Below are 14,219 nucleotides of genomic sequence, written 5' to 3' on the forward strand. Positions count from 1 at the left end.
GCTGGTGGGTGTCACGCAACCCGGCCGCGGCACCGCGGCCGACGTCTTCACGCAAATGCAGTTTCCGCTGCACAGCGGCCAGATCGGCGGCCTTGCCGGCCGCGTCGCCGTGGCCGGGCTGGGGCTGGTGGTCGCGATGCTGAGCGTGACCGGTGTGGTGATCTGGTGGAAGAAGCGGCGGTCGCGCGTTGTGTCGCGGCGCCGCGCGGAGTGCGAGCCGAGGGAGGATCGCCGCGGGTAACCCGCCCGAACCGTTGCCTACTGCGTGGGCGGCGCGTCCGCGAGCCGGCACGCGATGGCGCGAAGCTCCGTGCCGTCGGGAAGCGCATAGCGGCTTTCGCCCAACCACGATACCGGCCGGCCATCCTGCACGCAGCAATAGAAGAAGGCTTGTTCCCCGTCGTCGCAGGGGAGTGCCTTGCTGCGGCGCTCGATGATGTACGTGGTGCCGTCTGACCCGATCGCGACCAGTTCGGTCGATCGCTTCTTGTAGTGCGTGTGCATGGCATCGCTCCTTTGAACCGGGTGATTCAGGAGTAAACCTAACCTGCTTGCGGCCGGATGACCATTTGGCCCCGAATAAAAGCGTCGAAATAGTGATGAACGCATCAGTGCGAATGCATGATTGCTACCAATGTCCTATGGGCGTAATCTTTCCGGCTACTTGAGCGGTCGAATGACTGCGAATAGATTGAACAAGGCCAAACCGCCGTGCGGAAAGGCCGAATGGATGGTCGGTAGCCGAAGTCTTTCAGTGGTGCGTTTCCTCTGTCTCAGTCACGGAGCTTATGCATGGAAGTCCGCCGTCCAGTCCCTTCCTTTAGCGCACCCGCGCGCATCCCCTCATTCCCAATTCGTGCCGTACCGGGCAGCTTGCTGACCGGGCTAACGGCGCGTTGCCGCAGTTTCCCGCAGTCTTTCCGAACTCGATAAACGGAGCGTGCCCCGCCACATCAAAACCGAATGCGCTTTAGCTCGGAAAAGAACGTCGTGCATGTTAGAAGTCCCCTCAGTGAACTTCGCCAAACACATCCATTAGGAGCGACAACAATGAAGCTAACTCGCCGCAAACTGAACGCAGGGGGATTGGCCCTGCTGGCTGCAGGATCGCTCGGGCCGGCCTTCCGGGCCTCGGCCGCCGCCTCGGAAGGGCTGGTCGCCAATCTGCCTGAAGCCGATGACCGTTTCGTCCTGGCCACCGACGCCTACATCTACGCCTACCCGCTGGTGACCATGGAGATGACCCGCCGGGTGATCACCAACGTCGCCGAACCCAAGGGCACACGCGCGCCGATGGGCCAGCTCATCAAGTTGCGCCAGTACCCGGACGCCAAGTTCCGCGACGTGACGGCGCCAAACGCCGACACGCTGTACACCACGGCGTTTTTTGATGTGGGCGACGAACCCTGGGTCGTCAGCCTGCCCGACCTGAACGGCCGCTACGCGCTGTTTCCGCTGCTGGACGGCTGGACGACCGTGTTCGACGTGCCCGGCAAGCGCACGACGGGCACGGGCGCGCAGACCTTCATCGTGACGGGGCCGGGCTGGGAAGGAACGGTGCCGCAGGGCATGAAGCAGTACAAGTCGCCGACAAGCATTGTCTGGCTGCTGGGCCGCATCTATTGCACGGGCACGCCCGAAGACTACGCCGAGGTGCACAAGCTGCAGGACCAGGTGAAGCTTGCGCCGCTGAGTGGCTGGGGCAAGGACTGGAAGGCGCCGCAGGGCAAGGTCGATTCAGCGATCGACATGAAGACGCCGGTGCGCGACCAGGTCAACAACATGGATGCGACCGAGTATTTTTCGCTGTTCGCGCAACTGCTCAAGCGCAATCCGCCGACGGTGGCCGACGCGCCCATGGTCGAGAAACTGGCGACGATCGGCATCGTGCCGGGCCAGGATTTCGACAAGTCGAAACTGCCCGCCGATTTTGCCAAGCGGGTGCCCGAGACCGGGTTCGCGCGCATCATGGCGCACTTCCGATCGACCGATGGCGACATCCAGCACATCGACGGCTGGGGCTTCACGACCAAGACGGGGATCTACGGCACGAACTATCTGCAGCGCGCCTTGGTCACCGCGATCGGGTTGGGCGCGAACCGTCCGCAGGACGCCGTCTATCCGACCTCGTTGCGGTCCTCCAATGGGGCGATCCTTCGCGAATACAACGGCTCGGAAAAGTACGTGCTGACCTTCCGCAAGGGGCTGACGCCGCCGGTGTCGGGGTTTTGGTCGCTGACCATGTATGACCAGAACTACTTCTTCGTCGATAACCCGCTGAACCGCTATTCCATCAGCGAGCGCCAGCCGCTCAAGCGCAAGCCCGATGGATCGATTGATCTGCTGATCCAGAACGAATCGCCGGGTCCGGAGATGGAGTCGAACTGGCTGCCGGCCCCCAAGGGCCGGTTCATTCTGATGATGCGTCTGTATTGGCCGAACGAAAGCGATCCTTCCATCATCAATGGCTCGTGGACGGTGCCGCCGGTGCGGCGCGTGAGCTGACGCGGTCATGGCGGCAGGGCGCGCCCCGGATCCTTCCGGGGTGCGGCCCGCCTGTCTGCATATGCCTTCGGGCCGGAGGATACGCGATGGAAATGCACGTCTTTGCCTGTGCGGCTTGCGCGGCGCTGCATGTCGGAACCGCAATCGCGGCCGAGCCGCAGACGGCACCCGCCGTCGACGCAGCAGTTTCCGACGAATGGAAGTTTTCGGTGTCGCCGTATTTATGGGCGCCGGCGCTGTCCGGGAAGATCACGCATCGGCGGCTGCCGCCCGTCGATGTCGATGCGAGCTTCGACAAAATCCTCGACAACCTGGATTTCGCGGCCATGCTGATGGGCGATGCGCGCAAAGGCCGGTACAGCATCTTTGGCGACCTGCTGTACGTGAAGGTCGGCGCGCAAGGCGACACGCCGCGGGGAATTCTGGCCGACAGCGCGGACGTGAAGAACGAGTCGTTCACGGGCATGATCGGCGCGGGCTATTCCGTGCTGGACCGGTCAGAGCACAGCCTGGACGTGGTGGGCGGCCTGCGGGTCTGGTCGGTGGACAACAGCATCAGGTTCAATGGCCCGCTGACACGGGGCACAAAGCACAGCGACAGCGCGACGTGGGTAGACGCCATGGTGGGCGTTCGCGGCACCTACAACTTTCATTCCAAGGCCTATCTGACGGGCTGGGGCATGATCGGGGCAGGGGGCGCGCAGGCCGACTGGGACCTGGGGCTTGGTGTGGGCTACAACTTCAACAAGTCGGTGTCGGCCACAGTGGGATACCGCGCGATGGGCGTGGACTACGAACGCAACGGCTTCAAGTACGACGTGGTGTTGCAGGGGCCGATCGCGGGGCTGACGATCCGGTTTTGAACGACGTGCCCCGCAGTGGGGTCAGCTCAGGTCGGCCACGTTGACGGTGGTGGCGCCGCAGGCCTGCACCAGCTCAGGGTCGTGGCTGGCAAACAGCACGACGCGGTCTTGCGCCCAGCGCTTGAACACGTCTGCCAGCACGCCGCGCGCCTGCGCGTCCAGCCCATTGCTGGGGCCGTCGGCCACGACGACCGCCGGATTGCCCAGCGCCGCGGCGGTCAGGTAGACCTTGCGCCGCGTACCGGTGGACATCTGCTCGAAACGCTTGTCCAGATGCGGCTCAAGACCAAGCTGGCGGGCCAGTTCCCATATCGAGTCGTCCAGCGTCACGCCTTTGGCTTGGGCTGCCTGTTCCAGCAGGCCGCGTCCCGTTTGCTCGGGAAACGCCATGCAATTGTCCGGCACCCAGGCCAGGCGGGACTGCGCAACTTGCGGCGCGTCGCGCAGCGAGTGGCCGTCGATGTGCACGTCGCCGCTGTCCGGCGCGAGGGCGCCGGCGATGATGTTCAGCAGGCTGGACTTGCCGGTGCTGTCTTCTTCGCACAGCGCCACGCAGCCTGGCGCAAAGGTATGCGTCAGTCCCTGGAACACGATGTAGTCGCCGTAGCGCTTGCTGAGATTGTCGATGCGTAGCATGCGGCAAGTGTACGAGAGGAACGCGTTTCGCGGCCACTGGAAGGCGAGGCCGTATTCGATCGGTTCGAGCAGGCCATGGGTTGTCGTGTCCGGACCCGGCCGTTAGCATCGGCGGCTACCCGCCAAAAAAACCCGGAGACTTCATGACTGCGCCCATTCCTGAATTCACCCATGCCGTCGTGACGCGCGACGCACGCGGCGTCTATACCCTGCAGATCCACGATGCCAAGAGCCTGAACATCCTGGCGTCGGCCGTCACACTGAGCCTGACCGAGGCGGCGCGCTGGATCGCGGCGCAGGATGACGCTCGCGCCGTGGTGATCCGCGGGACGGGCGAGAAGGCCTTCGTGGGCGGGGCCAATATTCACGAAATGGCCGAACTGGACCCGCCCGGCGCACGCGCCTTCATCACGCGGCTGCGCGACCTCTGCGATGCGGTGGCGGACATTCCCGTGCCGACGATTGCCCGACTGCCGGGCTTTTGCCTGGGCGCCGGCATGGAACTGGCGGCCGCCTGCGACATCCGGCTGGGGTCGGCGGATGGCGTTTTTGGCATGCCAGAGGTGCGCGTCGGGATTCCCTCGGTGATCCATGCGCTGCTGTTGCCTGCGCTGATCGGCCAGGGCCGGACGAACTGGCTGCTGCTTACCGGCGAAACGGTGGATGCGGCGCAGGCGCGGGATTGGGGCTTTCTGGAGTTCCTATGCGAGCCGGGCGAGCTGGACGCGCTGGTCGAACGGACCGTGGCGCCGATTGCCGACAGCGGCCCGCGCGCCGTGCGGTCGCAGAAGGCCTTGCTGCGCTACTGGGCGGAATCGTCGATCCAGGCGGGGCTGGACCTCAGCGTCGAGGCCTTCGGTGAGGCGTTCACCACCGACGAGCCGCGCCGGTGCATGGCGCCGTTCCTGGCGCGCAAGCGGCATCGCTAGGCAAGAGGACGGGACGGTGCAACGGGCACGCAGGAGGCGCGCCGCGGAGCTTGCGCCAGAGGGCTTCGCGCATTCAGACAGGAACGCCATGTGCTGACCGGCAAGGACTGTCACCGCACAAGGAGCCGACATGATTGCCGAAACGAATGAGATGGAACGCTGTATCGATAGCTGTCTGACCTGCTATCGCACGTGCGTAAAGACCGCGATGAATCATTGCCTGGAGGCGGGGGGCGAGCATGTCGAACCGCACCACTTCCGGCTGATGATGGGCTGCAGCGAAATCTGCCGCACCGCAGCGCACGCAATGCTGGTGGGCGTGGAAAACCACAAGGTCATCTGCGGCGCCTGTGCTGCGATCTGCGACGACTGCGCGGCCAGCTGCGAGGGCATGGAAGGCATGTCCGACTGCGCGCGCGTCTGCCGCGATTGCGCCGAGATCTGCGACAGGATGGCGTCTTGAGCGATTTGGAAGAGGCGTACGCAATGACAAGCCCCGCAAGCGGGGCCTGTCTGAGTTCACTTCCGGAGATGTTCGCGCACGGCTGTAGCCGACGGCCCGACCGCCTTCACGGCGTCGCGCAGTTGGGTTTCGCTGACGCCGAGCTCCTGGGTCCAGTAGCGCAGCTCATGCGTTTCGTTGACGTTGATCCGGGAACGGTCCTGGGGACCGCGTTTGCTCAGGTCGTCTGACATGTTTCTTTCCTCCGGGTTGAGACGCCCCGGAGGTCAGCAAGCGGCATGCCCGCCGTCGGCGGGCGGCCTTGTCATTGCACGCGAGTCGGCGTCGCGACGCGCGAGGTCTGGGCGGGCATGCGCTCGACCGTCAGCGCAGCCGGTTCAGCCGTGGATGGCCGGACCACGACGGCCTTGTTTGCGCTGGCGGCGCCCAGATTGGGCAGATCGGCAGGCCGTGCGGCCACGGCCGTGAACGGACCGCCGCCGCTGGCCGGAACGCCGTCCAGCGTCAGGTTGGCAGCCCAGACGCCACGTTGGCGCGACAGCACCTGATAGCGCTGCGGTGCGCCGGCGGCGCGTGCAACCAGATACAGCGTGCCGTCGACCAGGCTGATGGCGGGTGGCGATGCGGCTTCGGCGTCCAGCTTGCCAAGCTTGCCGTGTTCAAGCAGCCAGAGCTGTCCGCCCGCGCGCTCCAGGATCGCGAGCACGACGTTGCCGGCGTTGTCGGCGTGGATGGCGGGGCGGCCGATGTAGGGCACGCCCAAGTCGGCCGGCGCGCTCCAGTCCATGTTCAGGTCGGTGGTGTCGCCGGCTTCGACCAGCTTGGTCAGGTGGTTGTTGGCGCGCTGGCGGAAGTAAAGCTCGACGCGGTCTTCGTGGTTGCGGATGGCGGCCAGTCCGCCGGCCGCTTCCGGCGCGGCGACGCGGCGCCAGCCTTGCCATTCCGACCGTTGGCCCTTGGCGGCCGGGAGCTGGCGGGTATAGAAGAGTTCGCCTTTGGCGGCGATCGCAAACACGACGTAACGTCCATCCGAACCGCGCGCGGCGGCCGGTGAGCCCGAGGCGCCTTCCAGCGGCGGCAGCGCCTGCCAGGTGCTCCAGCTGCCGTCGATGCCGGACGGCGTGATCCAGTGCAGCACGCCGTCATAGCCCAGCGCGACGGCGGCGGCCTCGCCGCGCGGCGCGACGGCGGGGATCTGCGTGACGCGCAGGCCGCCCAGCGCCTGCCACCCCTGCCAGGTGCCGTCATGGCGCTGTTTGTTGGCCCAGACGCCGCCCAGCGGGTCGCGCGCCATCAGGCCGGCCGTGCCGTCGGCGTGGGCAAACGACACCACGGGGCCGGTGGTCCGGCCGCCCAGGCTGTGCCAGCGCTTTTCGCCGGAATCCCAGCTGTTCACGGCGGCGTTGGTCTCGCCCGCGGCAAACACGACGAGTCCGCCGCGTCCGTCGGGGTAAACCTGCGGGGCAACGTCGTGCCGGGATACGTAGTAGGCGCGCTGCACCCACGCGGCTGCAGGCCCGGCGGGTTCCTGGCAGCCCTTGGGGCCGGCGCAATAGTGGTAGTCGTTCCAGGCGTAGTGCTGGAAGATCACCGACTTGCTGGCGATTTCCGACTCGGCCAGATTGGTGGCGCGTTCCTGGCTGGGGTAATCGATATAGCCGGTTTCGGCATAGTTGCCGGGCGCCCGCAGCATGGCTTCGCGCGCCAGCCGGGCGCTGGCGATGTGGTCGGGGTGGCCGTGGCCGGCGCAGCGCCAGCACAGCTGGGTGTATGGCACGCTGATCGTGTCGTCCAGGTGCCGGACGGTGGTGGGGCCGTACTGGCGGATCATTTCGGCCAGCGTGTCCACAAGCTGCTCGCGCGTGTAGACCTCGGCGTGCGGGCCCAGCGTGTCCACGCTCTGGTTGGGTTCGGACTCCGTGCGGCTCAGCGGCGTCAGGCTGCCCCAGCCCTTGCCCAGCCACGGATCCTTCAGGCGCATGTGCCACAGCTGCACGCGCGGGTTGCCGGTCAGCGTGAAGCGCGCAATCTGGCGGCCCGCGACGATGCCGGTGTCTTCCTTCCATGCGTCGGGCTGATGCGCCATGTAGGCGTAAGCGGCGCGCACGCCCCGCTCGCGACCCAGCATGTAGCCTTCGCCTTCGCCGGCGTCGCTGGCGGTTAGGTAGACCAGGCGCACGCAGCCGCCGGCCTCGATGTTCGAGGCGACGTCCGGATTCATGAAGAGCAGATCGTCATCCAGGTGGGCAACAAAGGCCAAATCCTTGATGCCGTGGCATTCGGCCAGCGTCGGTGGCGCGGCCAAGGCGTGGGTGGAGAAGAGGGCTGCGGCCAGGCAGCAAAGCGCCTGGCACAGCGGGCGCAGCAGGGCAGTAAAAACGGGCATAAAAAAAGCGCTGCATGTTGGAGGTGCAGCGCGTCTTGTGGGTGGTAAAGAGTGCGGAAAGTATAGCTGCGGCGCGGCCGCGGGCTGCAATAGGCGCTTGTCCGGTGTGGCATCGGGCCGACGTTTTGCAATGCGATAAATGGGGACGTCCGAACGGACCCTGAATAGAGGACGCCATGAAGGCGTCCTCTATTGGTTCAGCGGGCCGATTCGGTGCTGACCACCAGCTTGTCCGCCCGCGCCGAGCGCGTCCGGCGTTCCAGCATCACCGCCCACAGCCACAACGGCATGCTGGCGATGGCGAGCAGGCTGCCGACCCAGCCGGTCGACGTCCACCCGAACCCGGCGGCAATCGCGAGTCCGCCCAGGAACGGCCCGAGCGCGTTGGCGGTGTTGAACGCGGAATGGTTGAGCGCCGCGGCCAGCCCCTGCGCGTCCCCCGACACGTCCATCAGGCGCGTCTGCAGCACCGTGCCCAGCGCGCCGCCCACGCCCACGAGGAAAACGTTCAACGTGATCAGCCACACGTTGTGGGCCATGAACGGAAACAGGGCCAGCACCACGGCCGACCACAACAGCAACAGGCCCGCCGTGCGCATGACGGCTCGATCGGCAAACACCGGCACGACCATGTTGCCCACCGTCAGGCCGACGCCGAAGGCGCTCAGCACCAGCGGCACCGTGGCGGGAGAGACCTGCGTGACGGCGGTCAGCGTGTCCGCCAGGTAGGTGTAAATGGAGAACAGCCCGCCGAACCCGACCGCGCCGATGGCCAGTGTGATCCACACTTGGCCGCGGCCCAGTGCGCTCAGCTCGCGCAGCGGGCTGGCGTGCGGATCGGCGGCCGTGTCCGGGGCATAGGCGCGCACGCTCAGCATGGTCAGCACCGCCAGCAGCGACACCAGGCCGAAGCTCCAGCGCCAGCCGATGACCTGGCCCAGCCAGTTGGCCAGCGGCACGCCGACGATGGTGGCGACGGTCAGGCCGAGGAACACGCGGCCCACGGCCACGGTGCGCCGGTTGGCCGGCACCATCGAACTGGCCACGAGCGACGCGATGCCGAAGTAGGCGCCGTGCGGCAGGCCGCTGAGGAACCGGAAAAACAGCATCCAGTGGTAATTGGGCGCGATCGCGCTCAGGCCGTTGCCGATGGCGAACAGCCCCATCAGCGCAATCAGCAGCCGGCGGCGCGGCATGCGGGCGCCCAGCACGGCAAGGATGGGCGCGCCGACCACGACGCCCAACGCGTACGCGCTGATCACATGGCCGGCGGTGGGGGCATCGATGCCCAGCGACTGTGAGAAGTAGGGAAGCAGGCTCATCGTCGCGAATTCGGTGGTGCCGATCGCGAAGCTGCCAACGGCAAGCGCCAGCAGCACCAGGGCGGGCCGGTGCTGCGAGGAAACGGAATGGGACATGGAAACTACGAAGAGAATTGCGGAATGCTGCGATGCAGCAGACGCATTGTAGTGGCCCTAACCTGTCATTTGCGTGTCGGATGCTGTCGCGCTTGCCGATCGGCGCCAAGGGCGTTCTCTCATGCGACGCGGTGGCTTTGGCGCTTGTTGATCTATGTCGTATTTGAACGTCCAAATATAAGAAATTTTTGATGGTTCGGGTATTCGGGGGTCAGTAGATTGAAAGAAAAATCCTTATCGATCAAATGGTTAAGGATTTTTTTGAGATGAATTCTTCGATAACGTCTGCGCCTTCGCGCTCGGTGGATATGCCATGAACCACGTCCTTTCGTCTTTCTGCAATGCAACCAAAATCTTTCAAAGAGGCGCGCGCTGCGCCGCCCGCTGGCGCGTCGCCTGTAGCAGCAAGCGCCTCGCCGCTTCTGCCGCAGGCGTTCTTTTGGTCGGCGCCGGAAGCCTGGCATTGGCGCCCGCTGCCCGCGCCAACGGGGAATTGCAGCTATGCGACCCCACCGCGGCAAACGGGATCATCGTCAACGCCCATCCCTCACCCAACACCACCCTTAACTGCTCTGCGCTCGGCGAGGCCTTTTCCCTGAACAACGCCGCGAGCACCGGCCTGGCATCAGGATTGCCCCTCTCGTCAGCCAGGGTGACCGGGTATGACGATGGCACGCTGGAATTGAAGGGCGAAAACGGCATCCACATGCTGAACAGCCTCTACATGAACGGAAACCAGATCACTCAGGTGGGCGCGGGCGTGTTGTCGTCCATCAGCCTGGACGCGGTGAATGGATCGCAGCTTTACGCGACCAATCTGCAAGTGCAGGCCAACAGCACGGCCATCACGACGTTGGGCGCCACTGTCGCGCAGAACACGGCCAACCTGAACACGCTGACCACCAACCTCAACAACGGTACCGTCGGTCTGGTCCGGCAGGATGCGATCACCGGCGCCATCACCGTGGCGGCATCCTCGGGGGGCAACGTGATCGACATGGCGGGCACGGACGGTACGCGCACCGTCACGGGCGTCGCCAGCGGCGTCATCTCGGCAACCAGCACGGACGCTGTCAATGGCAGCCAGCTCTACGTCCTTTCGCAACAGGTCGGCCAGATGAACGCCGCCAACGCCTACGTTAGCGTCGACGGCGCGGGCGACGGCAGCGACAACGCCGCGGCGGGCACGGGCACGATGGGCACGGCGGTCGGAGCCAACGCCACCGTTACCGCGTCCAACGGCGTGGCCATCGGCGCCAACGCCTCGGCGACGGCGGCCAACGGCGTGGCGCTGGGTGCGGGCTCCGTGGCTGACCGCGCCAATTCGGTCTCGGTGGGTGCGCAAGGCGCCGAGCGCCAGGTGATCAACGTGGCCGCGGGCACGCAAAACACCGATGCCGTAACTGTGGGTCAACTCAACCCGGTGGTGGCCGGCCTGGGCGGCGGCGCGCATATCGATACGGCTACGGGCGCGGTCACCGGACCGGCGTATCAGCTCGACGGCCAGACGTATTACAACGTCGGCGATGCGCTTGGCTCGCTGGATACCGGCGTGCAACGCAACCGTGAAGGACTCGCGCGCCTGGACAATCGCATCGACCAGACCAACCGCGCCATCGACGACGTTGCGCGCAACGCCTATTCGGGCATTGCAGCTACCACGGCGCTGACCATGGTGCCGGAAGTAGATCCGGGCAAGCGGTTTGCGCTGGGCGTCGGCGCGGCCACGTATCGCGGCTACCAGGCCGTTGCAGTGGGCGCGTCGGCACGTGTGAACGACCGCGTCAAGCTCAAGGCCGGCGTGGGCATGGCCTCGGGCGGGCCCACGGCCGGGATCGGCGCGTCGATGCAGTGGTGATGGCCGCGGGATCACACCGTCACGACATTCAACCCGCCGTTCGCCAGCACTTCCGGATTCGCGCCCGACACAAACAACCGGAAATCGTTGTGCGCGAAGTTGCCGATCACCTTGGCCTGCGTGGCGATGAGGGCGCCCGCGTCGCCGTTGGTCAGCAGGTTGTTGCCGGTCATGGCGGCGTCGAATGCCGGGAAGTGGCTGTAGGCCTCCAGCGCGTTGTCGGCGGCGCGCAGGCAGCGCCACGCGGCGAATCCGCCGCCCGTCTGGATGATGGTCAGCATGGCGCGCGCCGCTTCGGCGCCGAGCCGCAGGCTGGAAAGGTGGTTGCTTTGCAGCGTCAGCGTGCCGTCGCCTTCGGGCACCATCTTGCCCGTGCGGATGCCGCCGCCCAACAGCTTCAACTGATCCGTCGTCAGTTCCGGAAAATCTCCTGATTCCGCAAAGAGCGCGATGCCGCCGCGCAGTCGGTTGTCGCGCACAGTGGTGTCGGCGTCGTTGTCCAGCAGCGCCAGCGCGCACGACATCGGATCGGCCAGCAGCGCGGCGGCAAGCGCGGCGATGGCGGGGCGCAGGCGCTTGGCCGCTGGCGTTTCGCGGCCAAGCTGCGTGGCCAGCGTCGTCAGCGCCGACTGGATGCGCGGCGTCATGGTCAACGCGTTGCCCGCGGCGCCCGCGCGCAGCAGCGCGGCGATCTCCGTGGTCATCGCCTTGCGCGCATCCAGGGGCTGGCGGGACAGCGCCGAGGCGGCGCGATCGTCGTCATCGTCCAGCACCGCATCGGGAGAAAGCGCGCGCTTTAACGCGGACAGCGCCGGGGCGCGGGTGAAGAGCTGGTCGAGGCGTTCGGCGTTGCCGCGGCCGGCGGCATAAAGACGGCAGGTCTCGATGTGTACGCGGCGGCTGCCGTCGACACGCACCAGGCTGTTGCCGGGTCCGGCCGGCCCCGCGCAATCGACGCGCGACAGCCGCAGGTCGGCGCACTGGTTGAAAGCGATTGCCGCCGGCTGGCCGCGCCGCGTGATCACCAGGTCGGCAATGGAAACGCTGGCAAAGCCGTCCAGGCTGAACATGCGTTCATCCAGCATCAGCCGGCTGGCCGGGCCGCACCCATGCAGCATCAGGCGCACGCGCGGCCCCTTGAGGATGAGGTCATCGTCCAGCTTGTGTTCGCCGGGCGTCAGGCACAGGCAGATGTCCATGCGGTCCTGTCCGATGAGCGTGCGCAGCGCGTTGTCCAGCGTCGGGAAATCGCCCGCCGGGCCAACGGTAAGGCAGCAGCCGCCGCCGTGGGTGCGACGGCACAGGGCGTCCAAGGCTTCCTGCACCGAATAGGCCTGCTCCGCAAGCAGGTCCGCGCAGTTGCGCGGGTCGTAGGCCACCTCGGATGCCAGCGCCAGCATCGCCGTGTAGCGCAGCGGCAGGTAGCGGTCGGGCGCGGGCTGGCCCGCGCGCAGCAGTTGCGCCGTGGCGCGTTGCACGGGGCGGGCGGCATCGCAGGCAAGGGACCAGGCGATGGACGCGACGCCGTCAGCGCCGGTCGCCACGTCCTGCGTGGCCGTGCCATTGGGCAGGCGGCCGGCGTCCACCGTAAAGCGCACGACGGCGCCCGCCACCGGCAGGCTGCCGTTGGCCACACCCGCGCGCAACTCGGAAGGCAGCGGCACGACATCCGGCGTCATGGCGGGATTGGGCTTGACGCTCTGCCCGTCGCCGCCCGCGTAGTAAAGCTGAGTCAGTTCCGTCAACGCGGGAAAGAGCGGGCGGCAATCGCTGATGGCGGTCCACGCGCCGCCCTGCCAGCGCAGCAAGGCCAGCCGCGCAAACGCCCGCAGGATCCCGGCGGGCGCGTTGAAGGCGGGCTTGCCGTCGGGCAGTTGCGGCCATTCGATGGAGGCGGTGGCGGTGCGCGCGGGAATCAGCCAGTAGTCGCCCACGCGCAGGCGGCCTGGGGAAAACTTGATCTCGACGCCGTCCTGTTCCAGCTCCACCCAGCCGGCGTTGGCGCTGTTGATGGGCGCGGGCGTGATTTCCGCGACGCCGTCCCAACGGCGCACGCGCGGATTGGATGGAAAGCGCGCCGCATCCAGGGGATGGCCGATCAGGCTGGCCGGATCGATGGTGACCGTGTTGCCGTCGGTGCGCACCACCTGCGCCAGCGGCCCCGGCTGTCCCAGCAGTTCGTGCGTGTCATCCAGAAATTCGACCCAGCAGCCCGCGGTGATGGCCAGCACGTCGTCGCGGCCGATGCTGGCAACTTCAAATTCGTTGACCACGGGGTCGTCCAGCCAGCGCACCACACGCGACAGGATGCTGCCGTTTTCGCGCGACCACTTGTAGCGCGCCTTGCCCGCGCCCGCGCCGTCCTGATGGATCTCGATGCGGTAGAGATGGTTTTCCAGCAGACGATAGCCGGCGTCGGGCGGCAACTGGCACGGCGTCTTGGGCGGCACGCTGGCTTCGGCGCGCGCGGCCATGCGCGCATCGGGCGGGGCGATCAGCGCATCCCATGCCGGCAGCGCCGACAGGCAGGTGAGGGCGGCGTCGGGCGCGCCGACCTGCATCAGCTTGACCTGCCACACCGTCTTTTCGCGGGTGGCGGTGTCGGGGCCGCCCAGCGCGACCTCGCGCATGCTGGTGTCGCCGGCAGGCAGGTCGAGCGTGCACAGGTGGCGCTGCCACGCTTCCAGATAGGCCAGGTACATGCCCTCGGGCGGCGGCGCGGTCTGCCCGCTCGATCCGAAGACAACCACGCCGTCGATGTCGGCCGGCGTGAGGGCGGGCGGCGGCAGCGGCAGGACGGACGCGCCAGCCGGCAGCACGGGCGATGCCGTCGGCGGCATGTCGGGCTGCTTGGCCACGGCGGCGGGCTGCGGGTTTTCGCACAACAGGCCGTCCAGATACAGGCGGCCTGCCGACAGCGACAGGTCTTTGCCGGCAGGCGCCAACGCAAAGCCCGGCGCGGCCAGCGGCACGCCCACCCGGCCGACCGTGTCCGCCGTCTCGGTTTCGATGCGGCGGTTCAGGATGTCCTGCTGCTCGTTCCAGTCCGAATCCATCTGCACGCGGCCCTGCTGCATGCGGACGGCCCGGTAGCGCCGGGCGGGGTCGAAGGTGAGGCGGCTGAGATCGGCTTTCATGGTGTTGTTCCCGAAGACAGGGGG

11 protein-coding genes and 3 pseudogenes are annotated in these 14,219 nt (G+C 66.9%); 8 read left to right on the top strand and 6 right to left on the bottom strand.

Features of this window, described 5'->3' with window-relative positions; translation table 11 throughout:
* Window positions 1–4: 4 nt before the first annotated feature.
* A complete protein-coding gene (locus B3098_RS15920) occupies window positions 5–241 on the top strand; it encodes a PepSY domain-containing protein (protein WP_286897655.1) in 237 nt (78 codons plus the stop codon).
* A 17-nt stretch (window positions 242–258) separates the two neighbouring features.
* Here B3098_RS15920 and B3098_RS15925 read toward each other — a convergent pair whose 3' ends face one another.
* The gene (locus B3098_RS15925) at window positions 259–504 is read right to left on the bottom strand and encodes a hypothetical protein (protein ID WP_175184515.1); all 246 of its coding nucleotides are present in this window, start codon (window positions 502–504) and stop codon (window positions 259–261) included.
* A 546-nt stretch (window positions 505–1,050) separates the two neighbouring features.
* On the opposite strand from B3098_RS15925, the gene B3098_RS15930 reads away from it, so the two are divergent.
* Both B3098_RS15930 and B3098_RS15935 read left to right on the top strand, forming a co-directional pair.
* Window positions 1,051–2,505, top strand: coding sequence for a DUF1254 domain-containing protein (locus B3098_RS15930; RefSeq protein ID WP_286897658.1), 1,455 nt, complete (start codon window positions 1,051–1,053; stop codon window positions 2,503–2,505).
* An 86-nt stretch (window positions 2,506–2,591) separates the two neighbouring features.
* Window positions 2,592–3,368 (top strand): hypothetical protein, encoded by a 777-nt coding sequence (locus tag B3098_RS15935; protein ID WP_286897660.1) that lies wholly within the window; start codon window positions 2,592–2,594, stop codon window positions 3,366–3,368.
* 21 nt (window positions 3,369–3,389) lie between these two features.
* Here the strand turns inward: B3098_RS15935 and B3098_RS15940 are convergent, their stop codons facing one another.
* Window positions 3,390–4,004: an ABC transporter ATP-binding protein gene (locus tag B3098_RS15940; protein ID WP_286897661.1), complete on the bottom strand. Its 615-nt coding sequence runs from the start codon at window positions 4,002–4,004 to the stop codon at window positions 3,390–3,392.
* A 143-nt stretch (window positions 4,005–4,147) separates the two neighbouring features.
* Between B3098_RS15940 and B3098_RS15945 the strand changes: the two genes are divergently transcribed.
* Window positions 4,148–4,933, top strand: a complete 786-nt coding sequence (locus B3098_RS15945; protein WP_286897663.1) for an enoyl-CoA hydratase — start codon at window positions 4,148–4,150, stop codon at window positions 4,931–4,933.
* Window positions 4,934–5,063: 130 nt separating this feature from the next.
* Window positions 5,064–5,396 (top strand): four-helix bundle copper-binding protein, encoded by a 333-nt coding sequence (locus tag B3098_RS15950; RefSeq protein ID WP_286897665.1) that lies wholly within the window; start codon window positions 5,064–5,066, stop codon window positions 5,394–5,396.
* Between the two features lie 56 nt (window positions 5,397–5,452).
* Here B3098_RS15950 and B3098_RS15955 read toward each other — a convergent pair whose 3' ends face one another.
* The 3 genes from B3098_RS15955 to B3098_RS15965 all read right to left on the bottom strand — a co-directional run bounded on the left by B3098_RS15955 (window position 5,453) and on the right by B3098_RS15965 (window position 9,200).
* Window positions 5,453–5,629 carry a DUF3606 domain-containing protein gene (locus tag B3098_RS15955; RefSeq protein ID WP_286897668.1) on the bottom strand — a complete coding sequence of 59 codons (177 nt, stop codon included), beginning with the start codon at window positions 5,627–5,629 and terminating at the stop codon, window positions 5,453–5,455.
* Between the two features lie 71 nt (window positions 5,630–5,700).
* Complete coding sequence (locus B3098_RS15960) at window positions 5,701–7,782, bottom strand: PIG-L family deacetylase (RefSeq protein WP_175122701.1); 2,082 nt, start codon at window positions 7,780–7,782, stop codon at window positions 5,701–5,703.
* 197 nt (window positions 7,783–7,979) lie between these two features.
* Entirely contained in the window at window positions 7,980–9,200 is a 1,221-nt protein-coding gene (locus B3098_RS15965; protein ID WP_286897671.1) for an MFS transporter, read from the bottom strand.
* Between the two features lie 739 nt (window positions 9,201–9,939).
* Here B3098_RS15965 and B3098_RS29165 point away from each other — a divergent pair.
* From B3098_RS29165 to B3098_RS29175, 3 pseudogenes are all read left to right on the top strand, one after another.
* Window positions 9,940–10,027 (top strand): annotated as a pseudogene (locus B3098_RS29165) (hypothetical protein); the annotation flags it as partial.
* Window positions 10,024–10,608, top strand: a pseudogene (locus B3098_RS29170) (adhesin); the annotation flags it as partial. The pseudogenes B3098_RS29165 and B3098_RS29170, both read left to right, overlap by 4 nt.
* A gap of 210 nt (window positions 10,609–10,818) precedes the next feature.
* A pseudogene (locus B3098_RS29175) lies at window positions 10,819–11,058 on the top strand (YadA C-terminal domain-containing protein); the annotation flags it as partial.
* Window positions 11,059–11,069: 11 nt separating this feature from the next.
* On the opposite strand, the gene B3098_RS15975 reads toward B3098_RS29175, so the two are convergent.
* Window positions 11,070–14,195, bottom strand: a complete 3,126-nt coding sequence (locus B3098_RS15975; protein ID WP_286897675.1) for a DUF6519 domain-containing protein — start codon at window positions 14,193–14,195, stop codon at window positions 11,070–11,072.
* Between the last annotated feature and the right edge of the window lie 24 nt (window positions 14,196–14,219).

It is taken from the genome of Achromobacter sp. UBA2119, assembly GCF_002331005.1.
In the GTDB taxonomy this organism is placed as follows: Bacteria; Pseudomonadota; Gammaproteobacteria; order Burkholderiales; family Burkholderiaceae_B; genus Achromobacter; species Achromobacter animicus.

Excerpts from the sequence above, each read along its gene's own strand:
- B3098_RS15965 (WP_286897671.1), bottom strand. The coding sequence starts at position 9,200 with ATGTCCCATTCCGTTTCCTCGCAGCACCGGCCCGCCCTGGTGCTGCTG.
- B3098_RS15975 (WP_286897675.1), bottom strand. The coding sequence starts at position 14,195 with ATGAAAGCCGATCTCAGCCGCCTCACCTTCGACCCCGCCCGGCGCTAC.
- B3098_RS15955 (WP_286897668.1), bottom strand. The coding sequence starts at position 5,629 with ATGTCAGACGACCTGAGCAAACGCGGTCCCCAGGACCGTTCCCGGATC.
- B3098_RS15935 (WP_286897660.1), top strand. The coding sequence starts at position 2,592 with ATGGAAATGCACGTCTTTGCCTGTGCGGCTTGCGCGGCGCTGCATGTC.
- B3098_RS15925 (WP_175184515.1), bottom strand. The coding sequence starts at position 504 with ATGCACACGCACTACAAGAAGCGATCGACCGAACTGGTCGCGATCGGG.
- B3098_RS15945 (WP_286897663.1), top strand. The coding sequence starts at position 4,148 with ATGACTGCGCCCATTCCTGAATTCACCCATGCCGTCGTGACGCGCGAC.
- B3098_RS15960 (WP_175122701.1), bottom strand. The coding sequence starts at position 7,782 with ATGCCCGTTTTTACTGCCCTGCTGCGCCCGCTGTGCCAGGCGCTTTGC.
- B3098_RS15940 (WP_286897661.1), bottom strand. The coding sequence starts at position 4,004 with ATGCTACGCATCGACAATCTCAGCAAGCGCTACGGCGACTACATCGTG.
- B3098_RS15950 (WP_286897665.1), top strand. The coding sequence starts at position 5,064 with ATGATTGCCGAAACGAATGAGATGGAACGCTGTATCGATAGCTGTCTG.
- B3098_RS15930 (WP_286897658.1), top strand. The coding sequence starts at position 1,051 with ATGAAGCTAACTCGCCGCAAACTGAACGCAGGGGGATTGGCCCTGCTG.